The organism is Gordonia sp. DT30, assembly GCF_049844915.1.
Classification (GTDB): domain Bacteria; phylum Actinomycetota; class Actinomycetes; order Mycobacteriales; family Mycobacteriaceae; genus Gordonia.
The window spans coordinates 103,284-116,904 of the sequence record NZ_JBNCLY010000015.1; the positions used below are offsets into that span (position 1 = coordinate 103,284).

The following is a 13,621-nucleotide window of genomic DNA, read 5'->3' on the forward strand; positions in this document are numbered from 1 at the left end:
CAATTGGCAGCGGCGGCATCCGGGGACCGGCGTCGGCTCCCGGTGGTGTGGTGAGGCGATGGAGGTGAACCCATGAGCGGCGATGTGCCCGGGCCGACGGTCGGGGAGACTTCCGAGCAGCCGGGTTTCGAGCACCCGGTTCCCGCTCATCTGCGACGGGTTCATATGGTCGGCATCGGTGGCGCGGGAATGTCCGGGCTGGCCCGGATCCTGCTTGCCCGCGGCGGCCAGGTGTCGGGATCGGATGCCAAGAACAGCCGGGGGATTCTCGCGTTGCGCACCCGCGGGGCCCGTATCCAGGTGGGCCACGACCCGTCTGCCCTCGACCAGCTCCCGGGCGGACCGACGGCCGTGGTGACCACTCATGCCGCGATCCCGAAGACCAATCCGGAGTTGGTGGCGGCCCGTTCGCGCCGGATCCCGATCTTGCTACGCCCGCATGTGCTGGCCGAGTTGATGGTCGGCTATCGCACCGTGCTGATCGCCGGGACGCACGGCAAGACGTCGACGACGTCGATGGCGGTGGTGGCGCTGCAACACTGCGGCCTGGATCCCTCGTTCGCGATCGGCGGCGAACTGAACGAGTCGGGGACCAATGCGCATCACGGCAGCGGGCCGGTCTTCGTCGCGGAGGCCGACGAGAGCGATGGATCGCTGCTCGAGTACACGCCGGACATTGTGGTGGTCACCAACATCGAGGTCGATCATCTCGACTTCTTCGGTACGGCGGAGAAGTACGTGGCTGTCTTCGACGCCTTCGCGGAGCGCATCACGCCGGGCGGGGCGCTGGTGGTGTGCCTGGATGATCGCGGCTCGTCGGCGCTGGCGGGGCGATGCGCCGCGGCACTGGCCGAGCGGGGCGTGTCGGTACTCGGGTACGGGGCGCCGGGAGCGGCCGTTCCCGACGGCGTGCGGGCGGTGGCGACGATGGAGTCATGGATGCCGACCGCGGCCGGAAGTGATGTGCAGGTGCGTTTTTCCGCGCCGGTGGCCGACCCGCCGGCACAGTGCTCGGTCGCACTGACCATGCCGGGAATCCACATGGCCCGCAACGCACTCGGCGCGATCGTCGCCGCGGTCTGCGCCGGTGGCGAGCTGTCGGAGGTGATCGGCGGGGTCGAGGCATTCTCGGGGGTGCGCCGGCGCTTCGAGTTCAAGGGCCGTGTCGGTGAGGTCGACGTGTATGACGATTACGCTCATCATCCGACCGAGGTTGCTGCGGTGTTGGCGGCCGCGCGCGCGATGGTCGATGGTGACAGTAGTGGGCGCCGACGTCGTGTCGTGGCCGTGTTCCAGCCGCATCTCTATTCGCGCACAGCGGAATTCGCTGATCAGTTCGCCGCGGCGCTCGATGTGGCCGACGCGGTCGTCGTCGCGGACGTGTATGGCGCGCGCGAGGAGCCGGTACCCGGTGTGAGCGGTCGGATGATCGTCGACCGGATGACCCGGACCGCGCATTTCGAGCCCGATCTGTCGTCGCTGGCGCGATTCGTGGCCGAGATGGCCGAGGACGGCGACGTGGTGCTGACCCTCGGTGCCGGCGACATCACCATGCAGGGGCCGGAGATTCTTGCCGCGCTTGCCGCCCGTGGCCCGGGGGGCGAGGTCTCGAGTGGCGGTGGACCGGGCGGCGGTGAGAGATGATGCGCGTGCTGCCGCGACGTCGTCGTCCGCGAATCGTACTGGGAGTGGTGCTCACAGTGGTGATCGTGGTCGGCTTGGTGCTCGTCGCCTATCTGACCCCGTTGATGTCGGTGCGCGACACCGACGTCAGTGGTAACCGCACCGTGCCCGGCGCCCAGATCCTCGATGCGGCCGCGGTGCCCCCCGGCACCCCGCTGCTGAGGGTCGACACGCAGGCGGTGGCGCGTCGTATCGCGGCGATCCCGTCGGTCGAATCGGCCCGGGTCGAACGCGGTTACCCGTCGACATTGCACATCACCGTCGCCGAGCGGGTGCCGGTCGCGCTGGTTCCCGAGGGCGACAAGGTGCATGTTCTCGATCATTCGGGAGTCGGGTATCTGACGTTTCCGGTCGCGTCGAGCCCGCCGGAGATCAAGAAGCTGCCGGTTCTGCAGACCGCGACCCCCGGACCCGCGGACCCGACGACTCGGGCCGCACTCGGAGCCGTCGCCGGGTTGCCGCCGGAATTGTCGGCGCTGGTGGTCAAGGTGATCGCGACGTCACCGGTGGACATAGAGTTCGCCCTTACCGGCAACCGCAAGGTGATCTGGGGCGATGATTCGCGGGGCGAGGAGAAGGCGCGCACGCTCGGATATCTGTTGACCCGGCATGCGACCGAATACAACGTCTCCGCACCGAATTTCCCCGCCTACCGCTGAGCCCTGACCCCTATCTTGCCTCGGATCGGCCCGTTCGGGCACAAGTTTGGCGACACGCCGGGCGACGTCCTGGCCCGCGGGGGTGGCGATGCCTAGCGTCGTTCCCAACACCACTACTTGACATAACTCTGAATCTGTGGTTGAGGTTTAGGGTTTCACAGATCGACAAGAGGAAGGCGAGCGTCATGACGCCACCGCACAACTACCTGGCCGTGATCAAGGTCGTCGGCATCGGCGGCGGCGGCGTGAACGCCGTGAACCGCATGATCGAGCAGGGGCTCAAGGGGGTGGAGTTCATCGCCATCAACACCGACGCGCAAGCGCTGTTGATGAGCGACGCCGACGTCAAACTCGATGTCGGCCGGGACTCGACCCGTGGGCTCGGTGCCGGCGCCGATCCCGAGGTCGGGCGACGGGCGGCCGAGGACGCCCGCGACGAGATCGAGGAACTCCTCAAGGGCGCCGACATGGTCTTCGTGACCGCGGGCGAGGGCGGCGGCACCGGAACCGGCGGAGCGCCGGTCGTGGCGTCGATCGCCCGCAAGCTCGGGGCATTGACGGTCGGTGTGGTGACCCGTCCGTTCGCGTTCGAGGGCAAGCGCCGTGGCAACCAGGCCGAGGTCGGCATCACTGCGCTGCGTGAATCCTGCGACACGCTGATCGTGATACCGAATGACCGGCTGCTGCAACTCGGCGACGCGCAGGTGAGTTTGATGGACGCCTTCCGTAGCGCAGACGAGGTACTCCTCAACGGTGTGCAGGGCATCACCGATCTGATCACCACTCCCGGCCTGATCAACGTCGACTTCGCCGACGTCAAGGGCGTCATGAGCGATGCAGGCAGCGCGCTGATGGGTATCGGATCGTCGCGGGGTGAGGACCGTGCGAAGAAGGCCGCGGAGTCGGCCATCAACTCGCCGTTGCTCGAGGCGTCGATGGAGGGTGCACGTGGTGTGCTCATCTCGATCGCCGGCGGCAGTGACCTGGGCCTGTTCGAAATCCACAATGCCGCCACCCAGGTGCAGGAGGCCGCACATGAGGACGCGAACATCATCTTCGGCACCGTCATCGACGACAACCTCGGCGACGAGGTGCGGGTGACCGTCATCGCCGCCGGATTCGACAGTGGATCACCGCGCAAGCGGGCCGACATCCCGGCCGCGGCGCCCGGCGCGGGCAAGGTCGGTGCGGCGCAGGCCGGCGACGTGACCCGAGCGTCCAAGAACGATCCGCTGTTCGGTGAGATGCCGGCGGGCCAGGGCGACCCTTTCGCGTCGCCGGCCCCGGAACGTCCCCGCCGCAACAACGTAACGCTCGACGACGACGATGACGTGGACGTTCCGTCGTTCATGAAGCGGTAGGCGTGAACGACGCGGGCGCGGTGCGGCGACCGCCGGCCGCGGTTCGGGTACGGCGGGTGACGACCACCCGGGCGGGCGGGGTGTCGCCGGCACCGTACGACGGTTTCAACCTCGGCGATCACGTCGGCGACGACCCGGCTGCGGTCGCGGCCAATCGCACCCGGTTGGCCGAGCGGATCGGGGTGGACGAGGCCAGGCTGGTGTGGATGGAGCAGATCCACAGTCGCAATGTCGCCGTGGTCGACGAGTCGACGTTCTCGTCGTCGGATGTCGAGCACGTCGGGCCCTCGATCCGGGTGCCCGCCACCGACGCCTTGGTGACCGCGCTGCCCGGGGTGGCGCTGGCGGTGTTGTCGGCAGATTGTGTGCCGGTACTGCTCAGCGACGACGTCGCGGGCGTTATCGCCGGGGTCCACGCGGGTCGGGTGGGTGCCCGGATCGGCATCGTGCCTGCGGCGCTGCGGGCGATGATCACCCTCGGCGCGCGGCCCGAACGTATCGGCGCCTTCTTGGGTCCGGCGGCCGGCGGCGAACACTATGAGGTTCCCGATTCGATGCAGCGTGACGTCGAGGAGTATCTGCCGGGAAGTGCCTGCCGCACCGCGGCCGGAACCGCGGGCCTGGACCTGAGGGCCGGTATCCGGCGTCAGCTGCTGGCCATGGGAGTGAACGCGGTGGCCGTAGATCCGCGAGACACGATCTCCGACCGGGTCCTGTTCAGTCATCGGCGCGGCGCGCCGACCGGCCGGCTCGCGTCGGTCATCTGGATGGAACCAGAGCCCGGACCGTCGGGGGCCGAGCAGGCCGGACGATGAACGATCGGCGGACCGCGGAGCTCGCCGGGCGATTGGCCGCGGTGCGCGAGTCGCTCGACGCGGCGGTCGCGGCCGCGGACAGAGAGCCCGGTGACGTCGAGTTGCTGGTGGTGACGAAGTTCTTCCCGGCCGCCGACGTGGCCCGGCTCATCGAGCTGGGGGAGCGGGAGTTCGGTGAGTCCCGCGAGCCCGAGGCGAGTCGCAAGATCGCCGAGCTCGGTGAGCTGGCCGGGCAGTCGGGCGCGGTGTTCGACATGATCGGCAGCGTGCAGACGAAGAAGGCGAAAACCGTTGCGCAGTGGGCACGTTCGGTTCATTCGGTGGATCGTGACAAGATCGTCGACCAGTTGGCCACGGGTGCACAGGCTGCGCTGGACGGACACCTCCGGTCGGAACCGCTCGGGGTTTTCTGTCAGGTCAGCCTCGATGGTGATCCGACCCGTGGCGGAGTCCTCGAGACGGAGTTGCCAGCGCTTGCCGATCGGGTCGAGGCGGCCGCGTCGTTGCGTCTTCTGGGACTGATGGTCATCGCGCCGCTGCAGGCCGATCCGCGCCAGGCGATGACGGAGACCGCCCGTGTGCGGGAGGTGTTTCTGCGCGACCATCCGAAGGCCGGGCAGCTGTCGGCGGGGATGAGTTCGGACATGGTGATTGCCGTCGAATACGGCTCGACATGCGTGCGTGTCGGTACCGCGATCATGGGATCCCGGCCGATACTCTCTCACTAATCACATAAGTCACACGCGAACCACCGAGAACAGCCCACACACCGGCAACAGCTGCAACATCCACTCTTGAGAGTCGGACGACAGAGAGGCCCAGCGCATGACCACGATGCAGAAGTTCAAGGCATATTTCGGCATGGTGCCTCCGAGCGAGTACGAGGACGACTACCTCGACGAGCCCGGTCCGGTCCGGCAGGCGCAGCGCGAGCGCGCGTACCGGGATGAGTACTACGGCGATTCGTCCTACCGTGACGAGGCACTCGCCGACTCCGGGTACGGCGACTACCGTGACGGAGGCTACCGCGACGTCGGCCGTGTCGAGGAGCGACGGCTTGCGGTCGGCGGATACGAGGGATACGACCAGGGCTATGGCGCTCAGGGCTACGGCAGCGCCGAGTACGCATACGCGGGAAGCGTGCGGGCCGCCACCGAGATGCCGCCGGAGCGTATGCGTGCGGCACGTCTCGAGCCGCTGCAGCGCTCGAGCGGTGCGACTCTGCGCGCGGCCTCCCCATCGCGTTCGGCCGGCGCCGACCACGGCGAGCTCGAGCGGGTGTTCGCCGACGGTCCCCTGAACAAGATCACCACCCTGCGTCCCTCCGATTACGGTGAAGCGCGCACCATCGGCGAGCGTTTCCGTGACGGCAACCCGGTGATCATGGATCTGGTCAACATGACCAATGACGATGCCAAGCGGCTGGTGGATTTCGCGGCCGGACTCGCCTTCGCGCTGCGTGGGTCGTTCGACAAGGTGGCCACCAAGGTGTTCTTGCTCTCACCGGCCGATGTCGACGTCTCGCCCGAGGATCGGCGGAAGATCGCCGAGACCGGGTTCTATAACCAGTCCTGACCGGCGCGAATGTCACCGAGTCTGTCGCGACGCGGCATTCCGGACATTCCGTACCCCTAGCGTCCCCGTGCCCGCGGCGACGTGCCGGAACCCCCGGTGCGGCCGCGGGCGCGTTGCGTCAGGCACTCTTGAGAAGTGGCGATTGTGTTCGAGGTCATCTATTACGTCCTGTTCGTGTACTGGCTGTTGCTCCTGGCCCGGCTCGTCGTCGAGTTGGTACGCAGCTTTGCGCGTGAATGGCGCCCCACCGGCATCGTCGTGGTGCTCATCGAGGTCACTTTCACTCTCACCGATCCGCCGATCAAGCTGCTCCGGCGAATCATCCCGCCGATTCCGCTCGGGCCGGTGCGCCTCGACCTCTCGCTGATGATCGTATTGATCGTGGTGGTGATCGCGATGCAGGTCGTGAGTTCGTTCCGGACGAGTGCGGCGATATCGGCACTCGGTATGTGAGTATCCGGCCGGGCACATCGAAGTACGGTGTGTCAACTCTCGGCATGTGAACATGCATGAAACCGGCGGAAAATTCTCTTCGGAACCCCGGCTGGGCTTGGCCCGTGCCCCGGTTGCTGATGTCATAGTTGAGCGACCGTTTGATTGCAGGACGACATCGATGTCCTACACCGAACGGTTCGGATGTGACAGGATAAGACGCTAGTTACAGATTTTGACTGGTATGAATGGTCAGTGACAGTCTGTAATGACCAGTGGATCGACAATTGACCGAAGAGACGCTCGACCCAAGACAAGCAGCTCGAACGACATTGAGGGGAACCGACATGCGGCTGACACCAGCTGATGTGCACAACGTCGCGTTCAGCAAACCGCCTATCGGTAAACGCGGCTACAACGAAGACGAGGTGGATCAGTTCCTCGACTTTGTCGAAGCAGAACTTGCGCGGCTGATCGACGAGAACTCCGATCTCAAGCAGCGCGTCGAGGAGCTCGACGGTGAACTCTCCGATGCCAAGTCGGGCGCCGGGGCTTCGTCACCGGCACCGTCGGAAGATCACACCCAGGTCTTCGCGGCCGCCGCGCCAGAGCCCACCTCGGCTCCCAGCCAGGCGGCGTCGCCCGCGGGCGACGCGGACGCACATGTCCGTGCAGCCAAGGTTCTGGCGCTCGCGCAGGAGACGGCCGATCGCCTGACGAGCACCTCGCGGCATGAAGCCGACTCGCTCCTGGCCGACGCGCGGCAGCGTTCGGATTCGATGGTTTCCGATGCGCAGAACAAATCCGAGGCACTGCTGGCCGACGCGCGGCAGCGTTCGGAGGCCATTCTCGCCGATGCGCAGACCCGCTCGGAGGCGCAACTGCGCCAGGCGCAGGAACGTGCCGACTCGCTACAGAGCGATGCCGAGCGCAAACACTCCGAGATCATGGGCACCATCAACCAGCAGCGTGGGGTGCTCGAGGGACGGATCGAACAGCTCAAGATCTACGAGCGCGAGTACCGCACTCGTCTCAAGACCTATCTGGAATCTCAGCTCGAGGAACTGCAGCAGCGTGGCAGCGCCGCGCCGGTGGAAAGTGGTCGTCAGGCGGATCAGTCCTTCTCGACAGATCCGGGCAACGGTGGTTTCAGCAGCTACTCGCAGAGCTGAACCCGATCAACGTAGGTCGATGACGTGCTGACCCTGGCGCTGACTGCCACCCTTGTCGGTTTCGTCCTGCTTGTCGTCGGGCTGATCACCGGCACACTGTGGCTGGCGATCGCCTGCATCGTGGTGTGTTTGATCGGGCTGATCTTCCTCGTCACCGACATCGTCTGGAGCGGACGACGCGGCAAGCCGGAGGACGAGGACACCGGCGGTGGATTCGGATTCGGAGATGTCGAACCCGATGATGTCGACCGCGATGATGTCGCGACCGGTGACGACTCCGATTCGGACGCCGCGGACTACGCGGATGATCGCTACCTCGATGACGGTGGCGATGTCGCAGACGACGATGGACCGGTCAGGTTCCCGGAGGACGACCGTCGCGCGCTCTGGGAAGACGTGATGTCGCGCCCTGATTCGCCGCCCACCGGCGGTCAACGCCAGTCGGATGCGCCTCGGCCGCAACAGCGTGGACCCCAGCCGGGGCGGGATCAGCAGGGCCGGGAACAGCAGGATAAGTCGCAACCGGACCGGTCCCGACCCGTACCACCGTCGCCGCCCTCGACCGGCGAACGCGGCTACGCGGACTATTTGCGATCGGTCGGCGCCGGTGATGCTCAGCGCTCCGGCGATCCCAATCGTTCCGGAGGGCCCGCTGCCGGCCAACCGCCACCGAACCGGTCACGCCCGCCGGCGCAGAATCCGGGGCCCAATCCTGGACAGCGCGGGCGGCCGGACCCGAATGGGTGGCATCCGCGGCCACCACAAGACAACCGTGCCTCCCCGCCGAACACCGGTCGACAAGGCTCCCCGGGCCGTCCGCCGCGGGAAGGCCCGCCGCGGGAGGGTCCGGGAAAGATCGATCCGCTCCACCCCGACTGGCGACCCCCGCGGGAGTGAGCGTCGTCGCCCGGTCGACGACGACGAACAGTTGCGCGGACCCGGTCGGTCGGCAGAGTTGGCCCATCCGGGACCGACGCGGTTAGACTGGCGTTCGCATCGATCCGGCCATCACCGGGGAGCACTCGGAAGAACGGAACCGCCCGGCGCGTGTTCTCAGTAGAACCGGGCGGGCCGGCCCGTCACAGCCGACGGCTTCTTGAGCGTGCGTGTTGCTCCAGCGGGTCATGAGAGGCATCGGTCCGCCGATGCAAGCGGGGTGGTACCGCGCAACCGATATTCCGGCTGCGTCCCCGTGCCGACACAGTTGTGAGATGGCACGAGGAGAACAGCCGTGACCGACGCCAGTCCGTCCCCGCACACCCCCGACGCACCCGAATCCGGCGCACGTGAATCCGGGAGCCGGGTCTATCCGGTCGTCGACATGACCGGGGGCGAGCGCGGCGCGCCGTCGTTCCCGGATGTCGAGCAGACCGTTTTGCAGTACTGGGATGGCGACGACACCTTTCGCGCCTCCATCGACAATCGCGTGCACGCCGAGGAGTTCGTCTTCTACGACGGCCCGCCCTTCGCCAACGGTCTCCCGCACTACGGTCATCTGCTGACCGGCTACGTCAAAGATGTGGTACCGCGGTACCAGACCATGCGCGGCAAGAAGGTCGAGCGCCGATTCGGCTGGGACACACACGGATTGCCTGCAGAGCTCGAAGCCGAACGTCAGCTCGGGATCACCGACAAGTCGGAGATCGAGAAGATGGGCATGGAGCGGTTCAACGATTACTGCCGGGATTCGGTGCTCCGGTACACCGGCGAGTGGCGCGACTACGTGACCCGGCAGGCGCGCTGGGTCGACTTCGACAACGACTACAAGACCCTCGACATCGACTACATGGAGTCGGTGATGTGGGCGTTCAAACGGCTGTGGGACAAGGGACTGGTCTATCAGGGCTACCGGGTGCTGCCCTACAGCTGGTACGAGCAGACCCCGCTGAGCAACCAGGAGTCCAAGCTCGACGACGCCTACCGGATGCGGCAGGACCCGGCCGTCACCGTGACCATGCCGCTCGTCGCCGCCGGCAGTCCGCTCGACGGGGTCAACGCCTTGATCTGGACGACGACCCCGTGGACGCTGCCGAGCAACCTCGCGATCGCGGTGAACCCCGACGTCACCTATGTGCACGTGCGTGCTGCCGATGGCCACGAGTATCTGCTCGCCGAGGCGCTGCTCGGTTCGTACGCGAAGGAGCTGGGTGGTGCCCAAGGAGCGGGCGCGCCGATCGGAGATGGTGGAGTGACCCAGGAGGCCACCGGTCTGGAGGTGCTCGGCACCTATCAGGGCGCCCAGCTCGCCGATCTGCAGTACACCCCGCCGTTCGACTTCTTCGTCGGGCATCCGAACGCCCATCGGATCCTGCTCGGCGACTACGTCACCACCGAAAGCGGTACCGGCATCGTCCATCTGGCTCCCGCATTCGGTGAGGAGGACATGGAGCTGGCCACCGCCAACGGCATCGAGGTCGTGCAACCACTCGATCCGGGCGGGCGCTTCACCTCGATGGTGCCGTCATATGAGGGGCTGATGGTCTTCGACGCCAACCCGGTGATCATCAAGGATCTCAAGGCCGGCGGCGATCACGTCCTGGCCGGTCCGGATGCGCGTGCGGGCCGCATGGTGCGGCACGAGACGATCGAGCACTCCTATCCGCACTCGTGGCGATCGGGAAAACCGTTGATCTACATGGCCGTGCCGTCGTGGTTCGTCGCGGTCACGCCGATCAAGGAGCGCATGCTCGAGCTCAACAAGCAGATCAGCTGGGCGCCCGAGCACATCCGCGACGGCCAGTTCGGCAAGTGGCTCGAGGGTGCGCGGGACTGGAACATCAGCCGAAACCGCTTCTGGGGCGCGCCGATCCCGGTGTGGGTCTCCGACGATCCGGAACATCCGCGTATCGACGTGTACGGCTCACTTGATGAACTCGAACGCGACTTCGGTGTGCGCCCGGACAATCTGCACCGCCCGTATATCGACGAGCTCACCCGACCCAATCCCGATGACCCGACCGGCAATTCGACGATGCGCCGGGTGCCCGAGGTGCTCGACTGCTGGTTCGAGTCCGGCTCGATGCCGTTCGCGCAGGTGCACTACCCGTTCGAGAACGCCGATTGGTTCGACGGGGACCCCGGCACGGGTACGGCGCCACACAATCCAGGTGACTTCATCGTCGAGTACAACGGGCAGACCCGCGGCTGGTTCTATAACCTGCACGTCCTCGCGACCGCGCTGTTCGATCGTCCGGCGTTCAAAAGTGTGGTGGCCCACGGCATCGTCCTGGGTGACGACGGCCAGAAGATGAGCAAGTCCAAGCGCAACTATCCCGATGTCAACGAGGTCTTCGACCGCGACGGCAGCGACGCGATGCGGTGGTTCCTGATGGCCTCGCCGGTGCTGCGCGGTGGCAACCTGGTGGTCACCGAGAAGGGGATCCGGGAGGGGGTGCGGCAGGCACTGCTGCCCCTGTGGAACGCCTACAGCTTCTTACAGCTCTATGCCGATCGGCCGGCGACGTGGCGAACCGACTCGTCCAACGTCCTCGACCGCTACATCCTGGCCAAGCTCGCGGTGACCCGCGACGAGATGACCGCCGCGCTCGACGTCTATGACATCGCCGGGGCGTGTGACACGTTGCGGCGCTTCGTCGAATCGCTGACCAACTGGTACGTGCGCCGTTCGCGGGCACGGTTCTGGGCCGGTCAGGATACCGATCCGGATGCCTTCGACACATTGTTCACGGTGCTCGAGATCGCCTCGCGGCTGGGCGCTCCGCTGTTGCCGATGGCGACCGAGGCGATCTGGCGCGGACTGACCGGTCAGCGTTCGGTGCATCTGACCGACTGGCCGTCGGCCGTCGAGCTGCCCGCCGATCCCGCGCTCGTGGCGGCGATGGACGAGGTGCAGGCCGTGTGCTCGACCGCGTCGAGTGTGCGCAAGGCCAACAAGCTGCGGGTGCGGTTGCCGTTGCCCGGACTGACCGTGGCCTCGCCGACCGCGCGGCAACTCGAACCCTTCACCGACCTCATCGCCGACGAGATGAACGTGAAATCGGTGACGTTGTCGACCGATGCGGACGCGTACGGCCGCCAGGAACTGGTGGTGAATGCGCGGGCGGCCGGTCCACGACTCGGCAAAGAGGTCCAGCGGGTGATCAAGGCGGTCAAGGCAGGCAACTGGGAGTTGCAGAACACCGACGACGGTACCGAGGTGGTCCGCGCCGACGGCATCGACCTGGAGCCGGGCGAGTACACGCGCCGGCTTGTGGCCGAGGAACCCGAGTCGACGGCGGAGCTGCCCGATGGCGGTGGGCTCGTCGTGCTCGACACCACGGTCACCGAGGAACTCGAGGCGGAGGGCTGGGCCAAGGACCGGGTCCGTGAACTCCAGGAGGCGCGGCGCACCCTCGGACTCGACGTGTCCGACCGCATCATCGTGCGGCTGGTAGTCCCGGCGCAGCGGCTCGAATGGGCACGTACCCACGCCGAGCTGATCGCCACCGAGGTGCTGGCCGTGCAATTCGCGGTGACCGACTCCGGCGAGCGTGGCGCCATCGAACTCGGCGACGGGGTGACCGCGGACATCTCGACGGTCACGGCCGCCGGTTCAGCCGACGATCAGGGATAGGACGGCGTCGATCTGCGCCGTGAACAGCTGCTCGGGTGCGGCGAACGTGTCGGCGCCGTATTGGCCGAAGACCTCGAGGGACGTCGCGCCGATGACGGTGGCCCACAACGTGGTCGCGGCCAGGAGCGTGGTGTCGGGCAGGGCGGACCCGAATTCGGTGCGGATGGCATCGAGGTCGTGTGCCAGTTCGGTGGGAAAGCCCTTGTCCGGCTGGGGGTTCGACCCGGACGACGGTGCGGCGGACAGCTCGCGCAGCAGTCGCGCGATGACGCGCGTGCCGGGTCCCACGGTGCGGTCGGCCGGCGCGGCGTAGCCGGGCACCGGACTGCCGTACAACAACGCCCAGCGTGCCGGGTCGTCGACCGCCCATGACCGGATCGCCATGGCCGCGGCCATGAGTCGGGCGCGCGGCGCGCCGGGGTCGGCGCGTTCGACCGCGGCGTCCACCGCGTCGGCGAGATCGGTGTAGCCCTCGATCAGGAGCAGGGTGAGCAGTTCGTCGCGGCTCGGGACGTAGCGATACACCGCGGACGAGACAACGCCCAAATCGCGTGCGATGGCGCGCAGGGACAACCCGGCGGCGCCATGAGTGCTCAGGTGTGCCCGTCCGAGCCGCCGGATCTCGGCTTCCATCGCTCTCCGGTTCTCGGCTCGGGTGCGGGTGTGTGCGTCGGGCATGGACGCATCATGACACAAACGAGAGCGGCGCTCTTGCATTCGTCGACGGCGGGTCGCATACTCGATTCGAGAGCACCGCTCTCGATGGACTCCATCCGATGCCACCGACCGAATCGTCGTCCACGAAAGGCCCTCCGATGACCACTGACCACTACATTCCGCCGCAGCCGATGGATGCCCGGATGAATGGCGTCGTGCGCTGGCTCGCCAACCACGGCATCAACCTCGCCGGGGCACAGACGCTGACCGTGACAGGCCGCAAGACCGGTACGCCCCAGCAGATTCCGGTGAACCCACTCCTTTTCGAGGGCTCCGAGTACCTCATCTCGATCCGCGGCCGGACCCAATGGGTCCGCAACGCACGCGCCGCCGGGGAAGGGCAGTTGCGGCGTGGACGCCGCACGCGCCACGTCGCAATCGCCGAGGTCGCCGCCGAGCAGCGGGCGCCGATCATTCACCGCTACCTGGACAAGTGGGGCTGGGAGGTCGGCCGGTTCCTGCCCGACGGTCTCGCCGCCGACGCGAGCGAGGCGCAGTTGGCCGAGCACGCCGCGCAGATCCCGGTGTTCACCGTGGTGGCGCAGGGCCCGGCGGTGCGCTAGTGTCCCGCGCCGTTAATTCGTTTTAGAAGTCTGCCGAGGGATTCGAGTATCTCTTCGGCGGTCTTGGTCCA

General features: G+C 66.9%; 12 protein-coding genes. 10 read left to right on the forward strand and 2 right to left on the reverse strand.

Going from position 1 to position 13,621, the window contains the following annotated elements; genetic code table 11:
- Window positions 1-72 precede the first annotated feature (72 nt).
- The 8 genes from murC to ACLQ3C_RS14990 all read left to right on the forward strand — a co-directional run bounded on the left by murC (window position 73) and on the right by ACLQ3C_RS14990 (window position 7,697).
- Window positions 73-1,644, forward strand: a complete 1,572-nt coding sequence (gene murC, locus ACLQ3C_RS14955) for a UDP-N-acetylmuramate--L-alanine ligase (RefSeq protein ID WP_425705865.1) — start codon at window positions 73-75, stop codon at window positions 1,642-1,644.
- Window positions 1,644-2,342, forward strand: a complete 699-nt coding sequence (locus tag ACLQ3C_RS14960) for a cell division protein FtsQ/DivIB (RefSeq protein ID WP_425705878.1) — start codon at window positions 1,644-1,646, stop codon at window positions 2,340-2,342. Before murC ends, ACLQ3C_RS14960 begins: the two co-directional genes overlap by 1 nt.
- Window positions 2,343-2,527: 185 nt before the next feature.
- Complete coding sequence (ftsZ, locus tag ACLQ3C_RS14965; RefSeq protein WP_425705866.1) at window positions 2,528-3,703, forward strand: cell division protein FtsZ; 1,176 nt, start codon at window positions 2,528-2,530, stop codon at window positions 3,701-3,703.
- A gap of 20 nt (window positions 3,704-3,723) precedes the next feature.
- The gene (gene pgeF, locus ACLQ3C_RS14970; RefSeq protein WP_425705879.1) at window positions 3,724-4,518 is read left to right on the forward strand and encodes a peptidoglycan editing factor PgeF; all 795 of its coding nucleotides are present in this window, start codon (window positions 3,724-3,726) and stop codon (window positions 4,516-4,518) included.
- On the forward strand, window positions 4,515-5,246 hold the full coding sequence (locus ACLQ3C_RS14975; protein WP_425705867.1) for a YggS family pyridoxal phosphate-dependent enzyme: 732 nt from the start codon (window positions 4,515-4,517) through the stop codon (window positions 5,244-5,246). Before pgeF ends, ACLQ3C_RS14975 begins: the two co-directional genes overlap by 4 nt.
- Before the next feature lie 97 nt (window positions 5,247-5,343).
- Entirely contained in the window at window positions 5,344-6,093 is a 750-nt protein-coding gene (locus tag ACLQ3C_RS14980; protein ID WP_425705868.1) for a cell division protein SepF, read from the forward strand.
- Between the two features lie 135 nt (window positions 6,094-6,228).
- Window positions 6,229-6,546 (forward strand): YggT family protein, encoded by a 318-nt coding sequence (locus tag ACLQ3C_RS14985; RefSeq protein ID WP_425705869.1) that lies wholly within the window; start codon window positions 6,229-6,231, stop codon window positions 6,544-6,546.
- A 326-nt stretch (window positions 6,547-6,872) separates the two neighbouring features.
- Window positions 6,873-7,697 carry a DivIVA domain-containing protein gene (locus ACLQ3C_RS14990; RefSeq protein WP_425705880.1) on the forward strand — a complete coding sequence of 275 codons (825 nt, stop codon included), beginning with the start codon at window positions 6,873-6,875 and terminating at the stop codon, window positions 7,695-7,697.
- Between the two features lie 6 nt (window positions 7,698-7,703).
- On the opposite strand, the gene ACLQ3C_RS14995 is transcribed toward ACLQ3C_RS14990, so the two are convergent.
- Window positions 7,704-8,219, reverse strand: coding sequence for a hypothetical protein (locus tag ACLQ3C_RS14995; RefSeq protein ID WP_425705870.1), 516 nt, complete (start codon window positions 8,217-8,219; stop codon window positions 7,704-7,706).
- Window positions 8,220-9,018: 799 nt separating this feature from the next.
- On the opposite strand from ACLQ3C_RS14995, the gene ileS reads away from it, so the two are divergent.
- Window positions 9,019-12,270 carry an isoleucine--tRNA ligase gene (ileS, locus tag ACLQ3C_RS15000; RefSeq protein ID WP_425705881.1) on the forward strand — a complete coding sequence of 1,084 codons (3,252 nt, stop codon included), beginning with the start codon at window positions 9,019-9,021 and terminating at the stop codon, window positions 12,268-12,270.
- Here ileS and ACLQ3C_RS15005 read toward each other — a convergent pair.
- Window positions 12,250-12,948, reverse strand: coding sequence for a TetR/AcrR family transcriptional regulator (locus ACLQ3C_RS15005; protein ID WP_425705871.1), 699 nt, complete (start codon window positions 12,946-12,948; stop codon window positions 12,250-12,252). The two genes, ileS and ACLQ3C_RS15005, sit on opposite strands and share 21 nt — an antisense overlap.
- Before the next feature lie 137 nt (window positions 12,949-13,085).
- Between ACLQ3C_RS15005 and ACLQ3C_RS15010 the strand changes: the two genes are divergently transcribed.
- Window positions 13,086-13,550, forward strand: a complete 465-nt coding sequence (locus ACLQ3C_RS15010) for a nitroreductase/quinone reductase family protein (RefSeq protein WP_425705872.1) — start codon at window positions 13,086-13,088, stop codon at window positions 13,548-13,550.
- The last annotated feature ends 71 nt before the right edge of the window (window positions 13,551-13,621 follow it).

Excerpts from the sequence above, each read along its gene's own strand:
- ACLQ3C_RS14990 (WP_425705880.1), top strand. The coding sequence starts at position 6,873 with ATGCGGCTGACACCAGCTGATGTGCACAACGTCGCGTTCAGCAAACCG.
- ACLQ3C_RS14980 (WP_425705868.1), top strand. The coding sequence starts at position 5,344 with ATGACCACGATGCAGAAGTTCAAGGCATATTTCGGCATGGTGCCTCCG.
- ACLQ3C_RS15010 (WP_425705872.1), top strand. The coding sequence starts at position 13,086 with ATGACCACTGACCACTACATTCCGCCGCAGCCGATGGATGCCCGGATG.
- ftsZ (WP_425705866.1), top strand. The coding sequence starts at position 2,528 with ATGACGCCACCGCACAACTACCTGGCCGTGATCAAGGTCGTCGGCATC.
- ACLQ3C_RS15005 (WP_425705871.1), bottom strand. The coding sequence starts at position 12,948 with ATGCCCGACGCACACACCCGCACCCGAGCCGAGAACCGGAGAGCGATG.
- ACLQ3C_RS14975 (WP_425705867.1), top strand. The coding sequence starts at position 4,515 with ATGAACGATCGGCGGACCGCGGAGCTCGCCGGGCGATTGGCCGCGGTG.
- ACLQ3C_RS14960 (WP_425705878.1), top strand. The coding sequence starts at position 1,644 with ATGCGCGTGCTGCCGCGACGTCGTCGTCCGCGAATCGTACTGGGAGTG.
- murC (WP_425705865.1), top strand. The coding sequence starts at position 73 with ATGAGCGGCGATGTGCCCGGGCCGACGGTCGGGGAGACTTCCGAGCAG.
- ileS (WP_425705881.1), top strand. The coding sequence starts at position 9,019 with ATGACCGGGGGCGAGCGCGGCGCGCCGTCGTTCCCGGATGTCGAGCAG.